This window comes from Streptomyces sp. NPDC014907 (genome assembly GCF_055562975.1).
The window spans coordinates 325,327-340,239 of sequence record NZ_JBVHEG010000004.1 but is presented as its reverse complement, the minus strand read 5'-3'; the positions used below and the strand labels follow the sequence as shown (position 1 = coordinate 340,239).

Genomic DNA, 14,913 nt, shown 5'->3' with positions numbered 1-14,913 from the left:
TGAATTAGGTTAGGCTTACCTAAGTTCGAGTTCCGGCCTTTCCGTCCCCTGCCCCGGGAGAACCCGCATGCGTCCCCCCAGCACCCGCGCCGCCCGTCCCGCCCCCGCCGAACGCGTGCTCTCGGTCCTCGCCGCGGCGCACTCCATGACCGTCGTCACCGACGGCCGCGAGGAGGAGGTGCACCGCCTCGACGGCACGGGACCGATGGGCCGCATCCACCTGCACGACCCGTCGGAGGACTGCCCCGCCGGACGGCCCGGACGCGTCCCCGTGCGCCTCGAACTCACCGACATCGCCCCCACCCCGGTCCGCGAACGCCTCCGGGCCCGCGTCACCCTGACGGGCATCCTCGACGCCCCCTACGCACCCGGGGAGGCCCGGAGCACCTGCATGGAGTTCGGCCAGGCCCTCCTGGAGGACGCCGACGGGCGCACGTTCGTCCCGCTCGGCGAACTCCGGGCGGCCGAACCCGACCCGCTGGCCGTCCGCGAGGCGGCCCTGCTCACCCACCTGGTCGACGACCACGCCGAACTCGTCCCCCTGCTGCTCCGCCTCGTCCGGCCGCGCCCCGGCCGGGACACGGTCCGCGCCCTCCCCGTCGCCATGGACCGCTACGGCATCACCCTGCGCCTGGAACGCCCCGGCTCCCACCAGGACGTCCGCCTGCCCTTCCCCACGCCCGTCACCGATGCCGACCGGATCGGCTCCCGCCTCCACGCCCTCCTCTCGGCGGCCCGCCGGTCCTCCCACCCCCACCGACTGCCGGCCTGAACGGTCCGGCGCGTCCGCGATGATGGGGGCATGAGGACTCTCGCCGAGGCGGACGCGCCGGCCCGCCGCGCGCACGCCGGACAGGCCGACGAGGCCGGCGTCCCGTACGTCGAACACGTCCGCGCGGTCGCGGCCGGCCCGGAACCGCTCGGCCGCGAACCGGCCGTGGCCGGACTGCCGCACGACGTCATCGAGGACGCGCAGTGGACGGCGGAACGGCTGCGCGCCGCCGGAGTCCCGGACCGGGGCGCCGGTCTCGTCGAAGCCGTCACCAACCGGCCGGGCACGTCGTACGGGGAGAAGATCCGCCGGATCGCGGAGGACCCCGGCGCCACCCTCGTGAAGATCGCCGGCAACGCGCACAACGGCCGGCCCGACCGGACCGCCGCCCTGCCGCCCGCCCAGCGGGAACGGCTCGCCGCCAAGTGCCGCGCGGCCCGGGCCGTCCTCCGGCCCGCCGCCGGCCCCGGACGCGTCGCGACGATCCTGCGGGTGGTCAACCCCGGCCTCCTGGGCGGACCGGACGGCCCGGCCCCGGAGGACGCTCCGGCCCTGGAGGTCGCTCCGGCCCTGGAGGGCGGCCCGGTCCCGGAGGTCGCTCCGGCCCCGGGAGCGGACCGGACCCCCTGACGCGGTGTGACCCGGCTCACGGGAACCCATCCCGGGAGCCGGACAGACCACAGACGTGAACAACGACACGCGCGCCCGCATCCGGGACGGGGACCCGCCGGCCTTCGCCGAACTCTTCGACGCCCACGCCCGGAGCGTCTACAACCACGCCTTCCGGCTGACCGGTGACTGGTCGGTCGCCGAGGACGTCATGGCGGCGACCTTCCTGGAGGCGTGGCGGCTCCGGCGGAAGGTGGACCCCGAAGGGGGATCGCTCCGGCCCTGGCTCCTCGGCGTCGCCACCAACGTGGCCCGCAACCACTGCCGGGGCAACCGGCGTTACCGGGCCGCCGCCGCCGCGTACGCCACGGCCGTCCCCGAGGCGTCCGTGCCCGACCACGCCTCCGAGGTCGCCGGGCGGATCGACGACCGCCGCCGCATCGCCGCCACCCTGCGGGCCCTCGGCACGCTCCGCAGGACCGAACGCGAAGTCCTCGTCCTCTGCCTCTGGGAAGGCCTCGCCTACACCGAGGTGGCCCGGGCCCTGCGCGTCCCCGTCGGCACCGTCCGCTCCCGGCTCTCGCGCGCCCGCGCCCGGCTCCGCGACGGGGCCGAGGAAGAACTCGCCCGGGAGGCGGAGGAATCCGGGGGCCGGAAACGGGAACCCGCCGCCCGCCCCCGACAGATACCAGGTGACCGCGTGAACGCGGTCCGGCCCGCACAGGAAGGAATCCGATGAACCCCGACGCGAACGACCCCCGCACGGCGCACCGGCACGGGTCCGGGGACCTCCCGGCGATCGGAGAACGGGACCTTCCCCCGGGCCGCCACCAGTTCCACAAGGAGCGCCTGATGAACCAGATCCACGACGACCGCCGCGCCGCCCCGCGCAATCCCTTCCTGCGGAAGGCGATCCTCCTGCCCGCCGTCGCCGCGCTCGCCGGAGCACTCACCGTCGGCGCCCTCGTCCTCACCCCGGACGGCGCCCCGGCCGAGGACCGCGCCGTCGCCCCCGTCCCCGCCACCGGTCCCGCCCTCACCACCACCATCGGCACCGTCGACGCCCACGGCGCCCCCCGTCTCCTCGACCGCATCTCGCTCGCCGCCGCCGGGGCGGACGCCCCGCGCGGACGCGCGGGCCAGTACGTCTACATCGAGTCGCGGGCCGCGAACACGCACGTGAGGACCGTCAACGACGTCAGCAGCCTCGTCAGCGTGCCCCTGCACACCCGGCAGTCCTGGCGGTCCCCCGACGGCCGCAAGGGATGGCTGATCGAGCCCGGCACCACCAGCCCCGAAGGCATCACCCTCGGCGGCACCGACGAGCAGGGGAACGAGCCGCGGCCGCACCTCGGCGCGCCCTCGTACGACTACCTGGCCACCCTGCCCACCGACCCCGACGCGCTCCTGCGGAAGATCTACGAGGAGACCCGGGGCCAGGGCAACGGCAGGGACCAGCAGGCGTTCGGCACCATCGGCGACCTGATCACCGAGAGCTGGCCGTCCCCCGAACTCGCGTCGGCGCTCTACCGGGCCGCCGCCAAGATCCCCGGCGTGGTCACGGTCGACAGCGCCACCGACGCGGTCGGCCGCAAGGGCATCGCCGTCGCACGGCTCGACGAGGTCAACGGGCAGCGCACCGAGTGGATCTTCGACAGGAAGACCTTCACCTTCCTCGGGGAGCGCACGGTCCAGGTCAACGAGAGCCCCGACAAGAACGACCTGATCAAGCCCGGCACCGTCATCTACACCGCCGCGATCATGGTCCGGGCCTTCGTGGACGACATCAAGGTCACGCCCTCCGCCGGCACTTCCTCCTAGAGGGCGCTCCCCCTCCGGAGGGCGTCCCCGCCGGGCCGTGTCCTTCGGATCGTGCCGGGCGGGCCGTCCCGGGCGGGGTGCCCGGGACGACCTGTGGCGACCGGCCCCGGGCGGGCCGTCAGCGGCCCGCCCCCAGCGCCGGCAGCACCGTCTCGGCGACCCGGTACGCCTCCTCCAGGAGCGGGTTGCCGGACAGGATGAAGGTGTCCACGCCCAGCTCCCGGAACTCCTGGAGCCGCTCGACGACCTGGGCCGTGGAACCCACCAGCGCCGTCCCCGGGCCCGGCCGGAAGAGCCCCATGCCCGGCCAGAGGTTGGGATGCGTCTCCAGCTCCCGGGCGCGGGCGGGCACCCGTCCGCCGTGCTGCCGGAACTGCCGTTCCCAGCCCACCCCGTCCTCGCCCGTACGGCCGCCGAGCTGCCGGGCGTACGTCGCCGCGCTGGTGACGTCGAGGAGCCGGTCGGCGGCGGCCCACGCCTCGTCCTCGGTGTCGCGGACGATGAGGTGGAGCCGCAGCCCGACGCGGAGGGTCCGCCCGTGGGCCGCCGCCCGGGTCCGGACGTGGTCGAGCTTCTCCCTCAGCAGGTGCGGCGGCTCGCCCCAGGTGAGGTAGACGTCGACGTGCTCCGCCGCCATCTCGACGCCGGCGGCCGAGGACCCGCCGAACCAGAGCGGGACGTGCGGCGCCTGCACCGGGCGCAGTTCCCCGAAGGAGGCGCCCGCGCCCTTCAGGTCGTAGAACCTGCCCTTGTGGTCGAAGACCTCGCCGGCCGTGAGCCGCTTCACGATCGACCAGTACTCGGCGCTCAGCTCGTACCGCTCGTCGTGCCCGACGTGCAGGCCGTACTCCCGCAGCGACTCGGTCGAGCCGTTGACCACGTTGAAGCGGAGCCGGCCGCCGAAGAGGTTGTCGAAGGTGAGCGCGGTCTTGGCGAGCAGGGTGGGCGAGATCAGGCCCGGATGGACGGCGAGCAGCGGCTTGAAGCGGGTGCTGGTGGCGGCCGCGAGCGCCGAGCCGAGCGGCCAGACGTCGTACAGGTCGGTGGCCAGCAGCGCGCCGGTGTAGCCGAGGCGTTCGACGGCGCCGGCCAGGTGCCGGAGGTAGTCGAGGTCGACGGGCCTGCGGCCCGCGGGCTCCCAGGGGTAGGCGCCTTCGCGCGGGATGATGTACCAGAGGACTTCCGGTGCCGTGGACGTCATGGGCTCAGGCCTTCCGGGGCAGGGCGTCCGCAACGGTGATCGCGCGCTCGATGAAACCGGTGCGATGGAAGACGTCCGCCGCCCGCTGCTGCTCGGCGAGGAACTCCTCACCGACCTCCTCGATCGTCCACGGCAGGGCGCGCAGCGCCGTCTCCCAGTCCTCGGCGGTGCCGCCCTGGTCGGCGGCGGCGATCGCGGCGGCCTCCCCGGGGTGCGCGGCGGCCCAGGCGTCGGCCCGCCGCAGCGCCCGCACGAGGGCCCCGACCACCTCGGGCCGCCGCTCGGCCAGGTCCCGGCGGGTGAAGAAGACGGACCGGTCGGTGATCACGTCCCCGGTGCGGACCAGGGTCCGCAGACCGCCCGCACGGCGGGCCGCGACGAGTTCGGCGCCCTGGGCGACCCAGGCGGTGATCCCGCCGGAGCGGAGCTTCGCCTCGCTGTCCGAGTCGCCGCGCACCGCCGTGATGTCGGTGGCGTACGACAGGCCCGCGTCGTCCAGCGCCTGCGCGACGAGGTGGGTCTGCCAGGAACCGACGGCGAGGTGGACGGTGCCGCCCTTCAGGTCGGCGACGGTCCGCACCGGGCTGTCCTCGGGGACCAGGAGGGCGCCGTGGTCCGGGCGGGGCGCCGAGACCGCGGCGTAGACGATGTCGTGGCCGGCGGCCTGGGCGGTGACCGGCGGGGTGGAGCCGGTCCCGCCGAAGTCGATGGTGCCGTCGGCGAGGAGGGCGCCGGTGCGCACGCCGTCGGTGTACGCGTGCCAGGCGACGGTCTCGCCGAGGGCGGCGAGCTCCTCCTCCGCGTAGCCGAGGCGGGAGAGGTGGTAGAGGGACGGGTTGCTGCGGTGGACGCCGAGGGTGACGGTCACGCGGAGAACTCCTTCTGCGGAACGGGGGCTTCTTCGGGAACGGGGGCTTCCTCCGGGGAGGGGGACTCCTCCGGTACGGGGGAGGCGGTGCCGACGCCGAGGTCGGCGAGCAGACGGCGGCGCAGGGCGACCGCCGCCGGGTCGCCCGGGTCGCGGGGGCGGGGCACGGTCACGGTCTCGTCGGTGACGAGCCGGCCGTCGCGCAGGACGGCGATCCGGTCGGCGAGCCGCACGGCCTCGTCGACGTCGTGGGTGACGAGCAGCACGGCGGGCCGGTGGATTCGGCGCAGTTCGCCCACCAGGTCCTGCATCCGGAGCCGGGTCAGCGCGTCGAGCGCGGCGAACGGCTCGTCCAGCAGCAGGAGTTCGGGTTCGCGGACCAGTGCCCGGGCCAGCGCCACCCGTTGGGCCTCGCCGCCGGAGAGCGTGGCCGGCCAGGCGTCGGCGTGCCGCTCCAGACCGACCTCGGCGAGGGCCCGCAGGCCCGTCCCCCGGGTGGCGGCGCCGCGTGGCAGCCCGACGGTCACATTGCCGAGGACCTTCTTCGAGGGGATGAGCCGGGGCTCCTGGAAGACGATCGTGCGGGCCGGGGGGACCAGCACCTCTCCTCCGTCGGTGCCGTCGAGGGCGCCGAGGATGCGCAGCAGGGTCGTCTTCCCGCTGCCGCTGGCCCCGAGCAGGGCGACGAACTCGCCCCGCCCGATGGTGAGGTCGAGGCCGTCGATGACGGCGCGGTCCCCGAAGACCCGGCGCAGTCCCCGTACGCGTACGGCGGTCATCGTGCCGAACCTCCGGTTCCGGTGGCGCGCCAGGGCATGAGGACCCGCTCCAGGCCGCGGACGAGGACGTCGGCGGCGAGGCCGAGGAGCCCGTAGACGAGGATGCAGACGGCGAGGACGTCGGTCCGGGCGTAGCTCTGGGCCTGGGACATCAGGTAGCCGATGCCCGCGGTCGCGTTGATCTCCTCGGCGGCGATCAGCGCGATGACGCTGAGCGTCATGGACAGCCGCAGCCCGGCGAGCAGCGACGGCAGGGCGCCCGGCAGGACGACCTGCCGGACGATCGCGAGCCGGCCGAGCCCGAAGCTCCGCATGGCCTCGACGAGCTTCCGGTCCGTGTCGCGGACGCCGCCGCTGGTGGAGACGTACATGGGGAAGGTGGTGGCGACGGCGATCAGCAGGATCTTGGCGGTCTCGTTGATGCCGAACCAGACCATGAAGAGCGGCACGAGCGAGAGGAAGGGGACGGTGCGCAGGGTCTGGAGGGAGGAGTCGAGGAGTTCGTCGCCGAGCCGGGTGAAGCCGGTGGTGATCCCGAGGGCGAGACCGGCGGCGAGGCCGATGGCGAGCCCGGTCCCGGAGCGGGCCAGGGAGGTGGCGAGGGCGTCGGGAAGCTGCCCGTTCCCCCACAACTCACCTACGGCAGCGATGACTTGGACGGGCGAAGCGAGGACGTCGGGGGTGAGGGCGCCGGTCGCGGACGAGACCCACCAGAGCGCGAGGAGGGCGACCGGGCCGAGGGCGCGGACGGCGAGCGCGTACCCGTGGGAGCGGGCGTGACGGACGGGCGGACGGGGGGCCACGAGCCCCGGGGCGGTCGGGGCGGCGGTCACGACAGCCTCTCCACGTCGAGGAGGTGGGCGGCGACGTCGACCGTGCCCGGCGTCACCCTCTGGTCGGCGTAGAAGCGGGAGACGGCCTTGAACCGTTCGACGTCCTCGGGGCCGATGGGGTCGACGGTCCCGCCCTCGCGGGTGAACCCGATCTGCACGTCCCTGGCCCTGCCGGTGACGGCGGTGGGTCCGGAGTCGGTGAAGACGTTGAGGTAGGCGGCCGGGTCCTTCCGCTCCTTGGCGCTGTTGTCGTGAAGGTAGCGGTAGAGCGCCTTCACGATCGCGGGGTGCTCCTTCGCGAAGTCCGAACGGACGGCGTTCAGGCTGTAGTTGTCGGAACCGATCGCCCTGCCGTCGGCGAGGAAGCGGGCCTTTCCGCTGCCGATCTCGGCGACCGCGTAGGTCGACCAGACGGCCCAGGCGTCGACCTGGCCGGCGTTGAAGACGGCGGCGGTCTGGTCGGGCCGCAGATAGACGCGCTCCACCCGGTCGGCGGGGACCCCCTCCTTCGCGAGGGCCTTGAGGAGCAGGTACTCGCCCGTGCCGCCCTTGTTGACGGCGACCTTGCGGCCGACGAGGTCCCGCACGGAACCGATGCCGGACCCCTCGCGAACGAGAATCCCCTCGCCGACCGGATCGGGATCGGTGGCGGTGAAGAAGACGAAGCCGGGGTTCTGGGCGAGGGAGGTGATGCCGGAGGTGATGGAGCCGGTGGCGACGTCGAGCCGGCCGGCGTTCATCGCCTGCGCGGCGGGGGCGAACGGCCCCGCGCTGCCGGTCCAGGCGACCTCGGCGCCCACGGCGGCGAGGGCCTTGTCGAGACTGCCGTCCTTCTTGCCCCGGGCGAGGACCCCGGAGTTCCCCGGGTCGGGGATGCGGACGGTGACCGTACCGCCCTTCGCCCCGCCGGCGGCGGAACCGGCCGTCGGGTCGGCGCCGCAGGCGGTGAGGGTGGCGAGGGCGACGAGGGCCGTCAGGGCGGTGAGGGCGGGAAGGGGGCGCATGGCGGTCGTCCTTGAGGAGCGGCGGGAAAGGGGAGCGGGGTTACGCGACGGGGCTCGGCGGCGTGGCGCCGGAGGCCAGGAGCAGACGGGCCCGGCTCAGCGGCCCGGGATCGGCCCAGGCCCGCACGTCCACGGCCTCGGGGAGGAAGCCGTGGGCGCGCAGGGCCGCCTCCTGCCGGGCCAGCAGGTCGAGCCGGGTGTCGGAGAGGTCGGGGTGCAGGGTGCGGTGGACGCCGGGACGGTAGGCGCCCGCGACCCCTTCGGCGCCCGCGCCGGTCTCCGCCCCGAGGATGCGGGCGACCTCCTCCGGCCGGTCCGCGGCCCAGTCGGCGGCCCGGAGCAGGACGGCGAGGAAGCGGTCCACCAGCGCCGGGTGCTCGTCGAGGAGTTCCTGGTCGACGGTGAGGGGACGCGGGGTGCCGTTGTTGACGCGGTGGACCGGGTCCGGGAGGGCGTCGAGCTCGACGGCGACCTCGGCCCCGGCGCGGCGGGCCGACTCGACGGCGAGCGCGCCCTTCACGTACACCGCGTCGACGGAGCCCCGCCGCAGCGCGTCGAGTTCGGCGGCCCACTGACCGGAGTGCCCGGCCGCGGGGACGTCGACCGGCCGGGCGTCGTCGAGGCCGAGCCCCGCGGAGGCGAGGGCGCCCTCGAAGCCGCGCAGCGCCATCGCCCGCCAGAAGTCGATGGGCACCCCGTGCCGGGGCACGGCGAGCCGGAGCCCGCGCAGGGCGGCCGCCCCGCGGACCGGCGACCCGGGGGCGACGAGCACCACCTGGCGCTCCTCGATCCAGGTGAGACCGACCAGACGGGTGCTCCGGCCGCGCGAACGGGCCCACAGGGCGGGCACGTTGCCGCCCTCGCGGAAGAGGCCGGGCAGATCGTGGGTGTAGTGGGCGGCGCGGTCGGCCCCCGGTCCGGCGTCCTGGAGCGAGCGGACGGCGATGCCGTCCGGTGCGAACTCGGCGGCCAGCCAGCCGCGGTCGGCGGCCACGCCGGTGGCGGTGGGGACGGGGCAGCGGGTGAACCAGAGCGTGTCGGGCACGCGGACGTCTGTCATGGAGGAGGGTCCCGGGAGAAGGAGGAGGGGAGGCGCGCGCGGGGAGCGCACGGCGGCGGGAGCGGCACGGCGGGGCACGGCGGCCGGACGGCCGGACGGGCGACGGCGGGGTGTGACGGTGGAGTGCTGCGGTGGAGCGCGACGACGGGGAGCGACGGTGAGGTGAGACGGTCCAGGCGGGCAACCGGGCGGAGCCCCGGCGCGGAACCCGACGGGCTTGCCGCACCGGCCCGGTTGTCGGTCCCGCCGTCGCTGTCGGACCCGTCGTGGACGACGGTCCCGCCGCGGGCCTTGGCTCAGCTGTGGGCGTCGGCTCAGTCGTGGGTGTCGATCCCGCTCCGGGAGCCGGTCCCGCCGTGGGAGCCGCTTCCGCCCCGGGTGCCGGTCCCGCTCCGAGAGCCGGCCCTGCTCCGGGGAGCCGGTTCCACCGCGGGGGTCACCGACCGCAGGGGTCAGCGACAGGCCGCGCCGGCGACCCGTGCCAGGTCGATGTGCCGGCGCCGGGTGAGCCCGACGAGGACGGGCGGGACGGCGGGAAGGACGGGAGCGGCGGTCGTCGCCGTACGGCACGTGGTCATGGCGGTCCCGCTCCCTTCCGGTCTTCCGTGGTGGTGTGGCCGGAACCATGACACGGTCGCCGGGCCCTCCACAACTCGCTTCCCACGATGTGGGAACGCACGTGAACAGCGTGTTTCCACCCCCGGCCGGAGGTCGTCCCGGCTCCCACCATGTGGCAGCGTGCGGGCATGACCACCCTGCGGGAGCGAGCGTGACGACCACCGGAACCGGCCCCGTACGTCCTCCGGCCGGTGCCCGGACGGTCCGCCGCGCGCTCGACGTGCCGCACGGCTTCCACGACAACCGGCCCGACCCGAGCGTCTCCGGCCCGGCGCGCGGGCCGGGCCCCTCCGTCCCGGCCGTCCACCGCCCGGTCCGCACCCTGGTCGCCGCCGGCTTCCCGGAACAGGACGCCCGCACGGCCCGCTACCGACTGGTCCCCGCGGTCACGGAACCGGGCCGCCTCTCGTACCACCGGCGCGGCCCGCACCTGGCCGCGCCCGGGCTCGCCGGCCTGGCCGAGCGGACCGGGGCCACCGCCGACCCGACCCTGCGCAGCGGCCCGTACGCGGTGATCGTGGCGGGCGGTTCGGTGACGCCCGGGGCGGGACTGCGCCGGCCGCCGTACTCGACCGTGCTCGGCAAGGTGCTCCTCGCCCGGCCCCGGGTGGGCGAGACCGGCCCGCTCGCACCGCCGCCGCTGTACGCCTTCACGGAACGCACCGTCGTCGAACCCGCCCCGCCGGCCGCCGAGCCGGCGCGGGTGCGGAAGGCGGGCCACGCGTTCAACGACGAGGAGTCGGCGCGCGGCGTGCGGACGGTGGCGGTGCCGGTCCTGGAGGGGACGGGCCACGTCCGCTTCGTCCTCGCCGTCCGGGCCGCACCGGACCTGATCACGGACGCGCGGCTCGTCCGGTTCCCGCCCCGGGCCCACGCCCGCGCTCGCGCCCTGGAGGTCCTGCTCCCGCCCGCGGTGGACCGCACCCCCCGGGCGGGGGCGTCAGGGGGCCCGGCCACCGGGCCGCACCCCCCTGACGCCCCGGTGACCGGGGGTCAGGTCCGGACCTTGTGGGCGAAGACCCACCGGTTGCCCTCCAGGGCGTCGTTCGGTTCGGGCAGCGGACCGCGGCCGTGCCGGAGGGTGAAGTCGAAGGGGGTGTGCATCGAGGTGGACCAGCCCCGGTCCGTCAGCGCGCCCGCGGAGTCGGGCCGGGGCCCCGGGGCGAAGAGGCGGAGGAGGTCGATCCCGATCTGCTCGCGGGCGGCCGTGTAGATCGCGCTGTCGCGGTACGCCAGCAGGTCCTTCTCCAGCTTGGCCTCGAAGGCCAGCGCGCTGCCCTCGGCGGACAACCGGTCCACCGTCTCCACGAGGGCCGTCTCGGCGGGCCCCGGCAGGTAGAAGAGGAGGCCTTCGGCGAGCCAGGCGCCGGGGGCGGCCGGGTCGAAGCCGGCGGCGGTCAGCGCGGCGGCCCAGTCGGAGCGGAGGTCGACCGGCACGACGACGCGGGTCGCGCCCGGGGTGGCGGGCAGGCCCGCGAGCACCCGGTGCTTGAACGCCAGCACGCCCGCCCTGTCGATCTCGAAGACCACGGTCCCGGCCGGCCAGTCCAGCCGGAAGGCCCGGGTGTCCAGTCCCGCGCCCAGCAGGACCACCTGGCGGACGCCCGTCCGGGCCGACCGGAGCAGGAAGTCGTCCAGGACCCTGGTCCGCAGGCCGAAGTAGCGGGCGAACCTCCCCCACAGCGGGTTCCCGTCCCCGTCGGGGACCTGCTGGATCCGCACCGGCCAGTCCGCGGACGCCGGGGCGGCGCGCACGAAGTGCTCCGCGTGGACGTCCCGGGCCAGGCTGTCGTGGCGGTGGGTCTCGATCGCGCGCGCCGCGGCCACCAGCAGGGCGGTCAGCCCCACGCCCCCGTCCACCCCCCGGTCCCCGCCCCCTTCCCCCTCCGCCCCGCTGTCCGCCGTTCCGCCCGCCCTTCCCTCCGCCGTTCCGCCCGCCCCCCGGCCCGTCCTTCCGGCCACGGCCTCTTCGGTGCCCTCGGTCATCGGCTTCCCCTTTCCGGGAGGAGGACGGGCTTGACGACGAGGCCCGTCCCGCAGTCGTGTTCGGCCCGGTTGACCTCGGCCAGCGGGTAGGTGCGGATCAGCTCGTCGAAGGGGAAGCGGCCGGCCCGCCACAGGCCGATCAGCCGGGGTATCAGCAGTCCGGGCACGGCGTCCCCCTCGCAGACGTGCCGGATGCCGCGCCCCCGGTCCAGCGCGCCCGGCTCCAGTGGGAGGGCGGTCCGGTAACGGGCCACCAGGCCGAGGGTGCCGGTGGGGCGCAGGGCGTGGAGGGCGCTGTTGACGAGCGTGGGCGAGGCCGTGGTGTCGAGCGCGTACCGCGCGCCGCCGCCGGTCAGCCGCCGGAGCCGCTCCGGCAGCCCGGACGCTCCGGCGGACAGCGGCGCCGCACCGAACCGTTCCGCAAGGGCCAGCCTGCCGGGGTGCCGGTCGACGGCCACCGTCCGCACCCCGGCGGCGGTGGCGGCCATCACCGCCGCCAGGCCCACCGCTCCCGCGCCGAGGACCGCGAGGGTGTCGCCGGGCCCGGCGCCGAAGGTGTTCAGGACGGCTCCGGCACCGGTGAGGAAGCCGCAGCCGAGCGGCCCGAGGAGTTCCAGGGGCAGCGTGGGGTCGACCCGTACCGCGTTGCGGGCCGGGACCAGTGCGTACGCCGCGAACGAGGACTGGCCGAACCACCGGGGGGCCAGCGCCCGGCCGGCGGCGTCGGTGAGCCGGGGCGGATCTTCCGCACGCCCCCCGAAGAGGTTGAGGGAGGCGAAGGAATCGCAGTGGGCGGGGGCCGCGCCGAGGCAGTTCGGGCAGTGCCCGCAGGAGTCGAAGCTCAGCACCACGTGGTCGCCGACGCCGGGCGTGCCGTCCGGGCCGCCGCCCGACCGCACCACCACCCCGGCGCCCTCGTGGCCGAGCACCGCCGGGAGCGGGCTGCGGCCGGCCGACCGCCGGACCGCGAGGTCGGTCCGGCACATCCCGCTCCCCGCGATCTCGACCAGCAGTTCGCCGGGGGCGGGTTCCGCGCGCAGGGCCACCTCCTCGACGGTGAACGGGTCCTCGTACGCGCGCAGCACGGCGGCCTGGAACCTCATGGTCCTGCGGGTCCTTCCTCCTGGGGGCGGTGGACGACGAACGGCCGGAGGTTGCCGTAGAACCCCCACGGCCCGCCCGCGACGCCGACCCCGCTGTCCTTGACGCCCGCGAAGGGCTGGGCGAGGGAGAGTTCGGCGTGGTGGTTGATCCAGGCCGTGCCGCAGTCGAGCCGGTCGGCCACCGCCGCGGCCCGGTCGGGGTCGGTGCCCCACACGGAGCCGCCCAGCCCGAACCCGGTGCCGTTGGCCGCGTCGACGGCCTCGTCGAGGTGCCGGTACGGCAGCACCGGCAGCACCGGACCGAACTGCTCGCCGGTCACCACCGGGCTGTCCGGCGGCACGTCGGTGAGGACGGTGGGGGCGAAGAAGTACCCCGGCCGGTCGAGGCGCCGGCCGCCGGCCGCGGCCCTGGCCCCGTCCGCCAGGGCCCTCCGGGTGACCTGCTCGACCCGGGCCAGCTGGGGGGCGTTGTTGACGGGGCCCAGCCGGACGCCGGGGTCGAGTCCGGAACCGACGGGAACGGTCCGCGCCCGGTGGGCCAGGGCCTCGACGACCTCGGCGTGGATCCGGGCCGGGACGTAGACCCGTTTGACGGCCACGCAGACCTGCCCGCAGTTGCGGAACGCGGCCCAGAACAACCGGTCCGCGATCCGGTCCACGTCGACGTCGTCGAGCAGGACGGCGGCGTCGTTGCCGCCCAGTTCCAGGGTGACCCGGGCGAGCGAGGCCGCCGCCGCTCCGGCGACGGCCCGCCCGGTGGGCACCGAGCCGGTGAAGGTGACGTGGCGGATGCCGGGGTGGGCGGCGAGCCGGGCGCCGAGCGGCTCGTGGCCGGTGACGACGGTCAGCACGTGCTCGGGCAGGACGCCGGCGAGGACGGAACCGAGCAGCCGGGTGGCGAGCGGGGTGAACGGGGACGGCTTGAGGACCACGGTGTTGCCGGCCGCGAGCGCGGGCGCGAACTTCGCCGCCGCGAGCTGGAGCGGGAAGTTCCACGGCACGATCGCGGCGACCGGCCCGAGGGACCGCCAGCGGACCTCGCTGTGCACGGGGCGGCCGTCGGTGATCCGCCGGACCCGGGGGGCCAGCCCGGCGAAGAAGCGCAGCCGGGCCGCCACGCGGGCCACCTCGGCGTGCGACTCGGCCAGCGGTTTGCCCTGTTCCCGGGTGAGCAGCCCGGCGAGGTCGTCGCCGGCCGCCTCCACGGCGCCGGCCGCGGCGCGCAGCGCGGTGGTACGGGCGGCGGGGTCGGCGCGCCAGTCGTGCCAGGCCCGGCGGGCCCGGTCGACCACCCCGTCCAGTCCGCCCGGCGGCTCGTCGGGGGCGTCGGCGAACGGTTCCCCGGTGGCCGGGTCGACGACGGCGAACCGGGCGGCCGCCCGCGAGGGGCCGGAGGCCGGTGCGCCGGAGGTCGTCCGCATGCCGGCGGTCAGTTCGCGGAGGGGAGGCCGGCCGCGTGCTCCCGGGCCTGCCGGTCCATCTCCGCCCGGAAGGCGGCCACCAGGTCCGGCCGGATTCTTCCCGCCGTGCGGTCGCCGCCCTCGCAGACCGCTCCGCGCACGCCCACGATGTCCGTGCCGATGCGGGTCAGCGCCCCGAGGTCGTCCTGCCGGACGCTGCCCGCGAGGGCGGCCAGCAGGCCGGCCGCGTGGGCCCGCCGGACGAACTCGCCGCAGACGTCCGGCGACACGTGGTCGAAGAGCCGCGTCCCGTCCTTGACGGCGGTGTCCAGCATGGCCGCGTCGGCGCCGGCGCGGGCGGCGATGTCGGGCAGGGCGAGCGGGTTGACGCAGCCGACGCGGTGGGCGTCGGCGTACCCGGAGGCGACGACGGACGCGTCGGGACGGTGGTCCTTCACGGCCCGTACGACCGCACGCATCACCTCGACGCCCTGCTCCGGCGTCGTGCAGCCGTAGAGGCCGACCTTGATGTACGTGGCGCCGGAGACGACCGCCCCGAGTGCCGCCTGGGCCACCGTCCCGGGCTTGTAGGGGACGTCCCCCACGGTGGCGGAGACCGGCTTGTCCGCCGGGACCGCGTCACGGATCTCCCTGATCACCCAGGGGAAGTTGGCACCCAGCGAGCCCTCGTCGGGCTTCTTGACGTCGACGATGTCGAGGTGTTCCGCCGCCTTCGCGCAGTCGAGGGCCTCCTCGACGCCGTCCGGGGAGATGAGAAGCAGCACCTTGGGCTCCTTGGGTGGGATGCGGGTCCGCTCTGCGGTGCGTTCATCATCGCCACGTCCTCCCGGGCGCCGGG

The 14,913-nt window shown here is 75.8% G+C and carries 15 protein-coding genes and 1 pseudogene; 5 read left to right on the top strand and 11 right to left on the bottom strand.

The features are described from left to right. Positions 1–67: 67 nt before the first annotated feature. From ACZ3IL_RS13725 to ACZ3IL_RS13710, 4 genes are read left to right on the top strand one after another with little or no spacing between them, the layout of a single operon-like run. Entirely contained in the window at positions 68–772 is a 705-nt protein-coding gene (locus ACZ3IL_RS13725; protein WP_467389873.1) for a DUF2470 domain-containing protein, read from the top strand. A 30-nt stretch (positions 773–802) separates the two neighbouring features. Then, the gene (locus ACZ3IL_RS13720) at positions 803–1,402 is read left to right on the top strand and encodes an HD domain-containing protein (RefSeq protein WP_467389871.1); all 600 of its coding nucleotides are present in this window, start codon (positions 803–805) and stop codon (positions 1,400–1,402) included. A 55-nt stretch (positions 1,403–1,457) separates the two neighbouring features. Continuing rightward, complete coding sequence (locus ACZ3IL_RS13715; protein ID WP_467389869.1) at positions 1,458–2,120, top strand: RNA polymerase sigma factor; 663 nt, start codon at positions 1,458–1,460, stop codon at positions 2,118–2,120. Beyond that, on the top strand, positions 2,117–3,202 hold the full coding sequence (locus ACZ3IL_RS13710) for a CU044_5270 family protein (RefSeq protein ID WP_467389867.1): 1,086 nt from the start codon (positions 2,117–2,119) through the stop codon (positions 3,200–3,202). Before ACZ3IL_RS13715 ends, ACZ3IL_RS13710 begins: the two co-directional genes overlap by 4 nt. A 118-nt stretch (positions 3,203–3,320) precedes the next feature. On the opposite strand, the gene ACZ3IL_RS13705 is transcribed toward ACZ3IL_RS13710, so the two are convergent. From ACZ3IL_RS13705 to ACZ3IL_RS13675, 7 genes are all read right to left on the bottom strand, one after another. After that, positions 3,321–4,403: an LLM class flavin-dependent oxidoreductase gene (locus tag ACZ3IL_RS13705; RefSeq protein WP_467389865.1), complete on the bottom strand. Its 1,083-nt coding sequence runs from the start codon at positions 4,401–4,403 to the stop codon at positions 3,321–3,323. Between the two features lie 4 nt (positions 4,404–4,407). Further along, positions 4,408–5,271: an ABC transporter substrate-binding protein gene (locus ACZ3IL_RS13700; RefSeq protein WP_467389863.1), complete on the bottom strand. Its 864-nt coding sequence runs from the start codon at positions 5,269–5,271 to the stop codon at positions 4,408–4,410. Continuing rightward, the gene (locus ACZ3IL_RS13695) at positions 5,268–6,050 is read right to left on the bottom strand and encodes an ABC transporter ATP-binding protein (protein ID WP_467389861.1); all 783 of its coding nucleotides are present in this window, start codon (positions 6,048–6,050) and stop codon (positions 5,268–5,270) included. Before ACZ3IL_RS13695 ends, ACZ3IL_RS13700 begins: the two co-directional genes overlap by 4 nt. Then, positions 6,047–6,883: an ABC transporter permease gene (locus tag ACZ3IL_RS13690; RefSeq protein WP_467389859.1), complete on the bottom strand. Its 837-nt coding sequence runs from the start codon at positions 6,881–6,883 to the stop codon at positions 6,047–6,049. Before ACZ3IL_RS13690 ends, ACZ3IL_RS13695 begins: the two co-directional genes overlap by 4 nt. Continuing rightward, the gene (locus tag ACZ3IL_RS13685) at positions 6,880–7,887 is read right to left on the bottom strand and encodes an ABC transporter substrate-binding protein (RefSeq protein ID WP_467389857.1); all 1,008 of its coding nucleotides are present in this window, start codon (positions 7,885–7,887) and stop codon (positions 6,880–6,882) included. Before ACZ3IL_RS13685 ends, ACZ3IL_RS13690 begins: the two co-directional genes overlap by 4 nt. Positions 7,888–7,927: 40 nt before the next feature. Then, positions 7,928–8,947, bottom strand: coding sequence for an ABC transporter substrate-binding protein (locus tag ACZ3IL_RS13680; RefSeq protein ID WP_467389855.1), 1,020 nt, complete (start codon positions 8,945–8,947; stop codon positions 7,928–7,930). A 452-nt stretch (positions 8,948–9,399) separates the two neighbouring features. After that, on the bottom strand, positions 9,400–9,525 hold the full coding sequence (locus ACZ3IL_RS13675; protein WP_467389853.1) for a putative leader peptide: 126 nt from the start codon (positions 9,523–9,525) through the stop codon (positions 9,400–9,402). A gap of 191 nt (positions 9,526–9,716) precedes the next feature. Here ACZ3IL_RS13675 and ACZ3IL_RS13670 point away from each other — a divergent pair. Continuing rightward, positions 9,717–10,499: pseudogene (locus ACZ3IL_RS13670) on the top strand (IclR family transcriptional regulator); the annotation flags it as partial. A gap of 59 nt (positions 10,500–10,558) precedes the next feature. Here the strand turns inward: ACZ3IL_RS13670 and ACZ3IL_RS13665 are convergent. The 4 genes from ACZ3IL_RS13665 to ACZ3IL_RS13650 are packed head-to-tail and all read right to left on the bottom strand — an operon-like array spanning position 10,559 to position 14,839. Next, positions 10,559–11,551 carry a class I SAM-dependent methyltransferase gene (locus tag ACZ3IL_RS13665; RefSeq protein WP_467389851.1) on the bottom strand — a complete coding sequence of 331 codons (993 nt, stop codon included), beginning with the start codon at positions 11,549–11,551 and terminating at the stop codon, positions 10,559–10,561. Next, on the bottom strand, positions 11,548–12,654 hold the full coding sequence (locus tag ACZ3IL_RS13660) for an NAD(P)-dependent alcohol dehydrogenase (protein WP_467389849.1): 1,107 nt from the start codon (positions 12,652–12,654) through the stop codon (positions 11,548–11,550). Before ACZ3IL_RS13660 ends, ACZ3IL_RS13665 begins: the two co-directional genes overlap by 4 nt. Beyond that, positions 12,651–14,075: an aldehyde dehydrogenase family protein gene (locus ACZ3IL_RS13655; RefSeq protein WP_467389847.1), complete on the bottom strand. Its 1,425-nt coding sequence runs from the start codon at positions 14,073–14,075 to the stop codon at positions 12,651–12,653. Before ACZ3IL_RS13655 ends, ACZ3IL_RS13660 begins: the two co-directional genes overlap by 4 nt. An 8-nt stretch (positions 14,076–14,083) precedes the next feature. Beyond that, positions 14,084–14,839, bottom strand: coding sequence for a (5-formylfuran-3-yl)methyl phosphate synthase (locus ACZ3IL_RS13650; protein WP_467389845.1), 756 nt, complete (start codon positions 14,837–14,839; stop codon positions 14,084–14,086). Positions 14,840–14,913 lie beyond the last annotated feature (74 nt).

Coding starts and splice junctions, on each gene's coding strand:
- ACZ3IL_RS13725 (WP_467389873.1), top strand. CDS start 68: ATGCGTCCCCCCAGCACCCGCGCCGCCCGTCCCGCCCCCGCCGAACGC.
- ACZ3IL_RS13720 (WP_467389871.1), top strand. CDS start 803: ATGAGGACTCTCGCCGAGGCGGACGCGCCGGCCCGCCGCGCGCACGCC.
- ACZ3IL_RS13710 (WP_467389867.1), top strand. CDS start 2,117: ATGAACCCCGACGCGAACGACCCCCGCACGGCGCACCGGCACGGGTCC.
- ACZ3IL_RS13705 (WP_467389865.1), bottom strand. CDS start 4,403: ATGACGTCCACGGCACCGGAAGTCCTCTGGTACATCATCCCGCGCGAA.
- ACZ3IL_RS13695 (WP_467389861.1), bottom strand. CDS start 6,050: ATGACCGCCGTACGCGTACGGGGACTGCGCCGGGTCTTCGGGGACCGC.
- ACZ3IL_RS13685 (WP_467389857.1), bottom strand. CDS start 7,887: ATGCGCCCCCTTCCCGCCCTCACCGCCCTGACGGCCCTCGTCGCCCTC.
- ACZ3IL_RS13680 (WP_467389855.1), bottom strand. CDS start 8,947: ATGACAGACGTCCGCGTGCCCGACACGCTCTGGTTCACCCGCTGCCCC.
- ACZ3IL_RS13675 (WP_467389853.1), bottom strand. CDS start 9,525: ATGACCACGTGCCGTACGGCGACGACCGCCGCTCCCGTCCTTCCCGCC.
- ACZ3IL_RS13665 (WP_467389851.1), bottom strand. CDS start 11,551: ATGACCGAGGGCACCGAAGAGGCCGTGGCCGGAAGGACGGGCCGGGGG.
- ACZ3IL_RS13660 (WP_467389849.1), bottom strand. CDS start 12,654: ATGAGGTTCCAGGCCGCCGTGCTGCGCGCGTACGAGGACCCGTTCACC.
- ACZ3IL_RS13655 (WP_467389847.1), bottom strand. CDS start 14,075: ATGCGGACGACCTCCGGCGCACCGGCCTCCGGCCCCTCGCGGGCGGCC.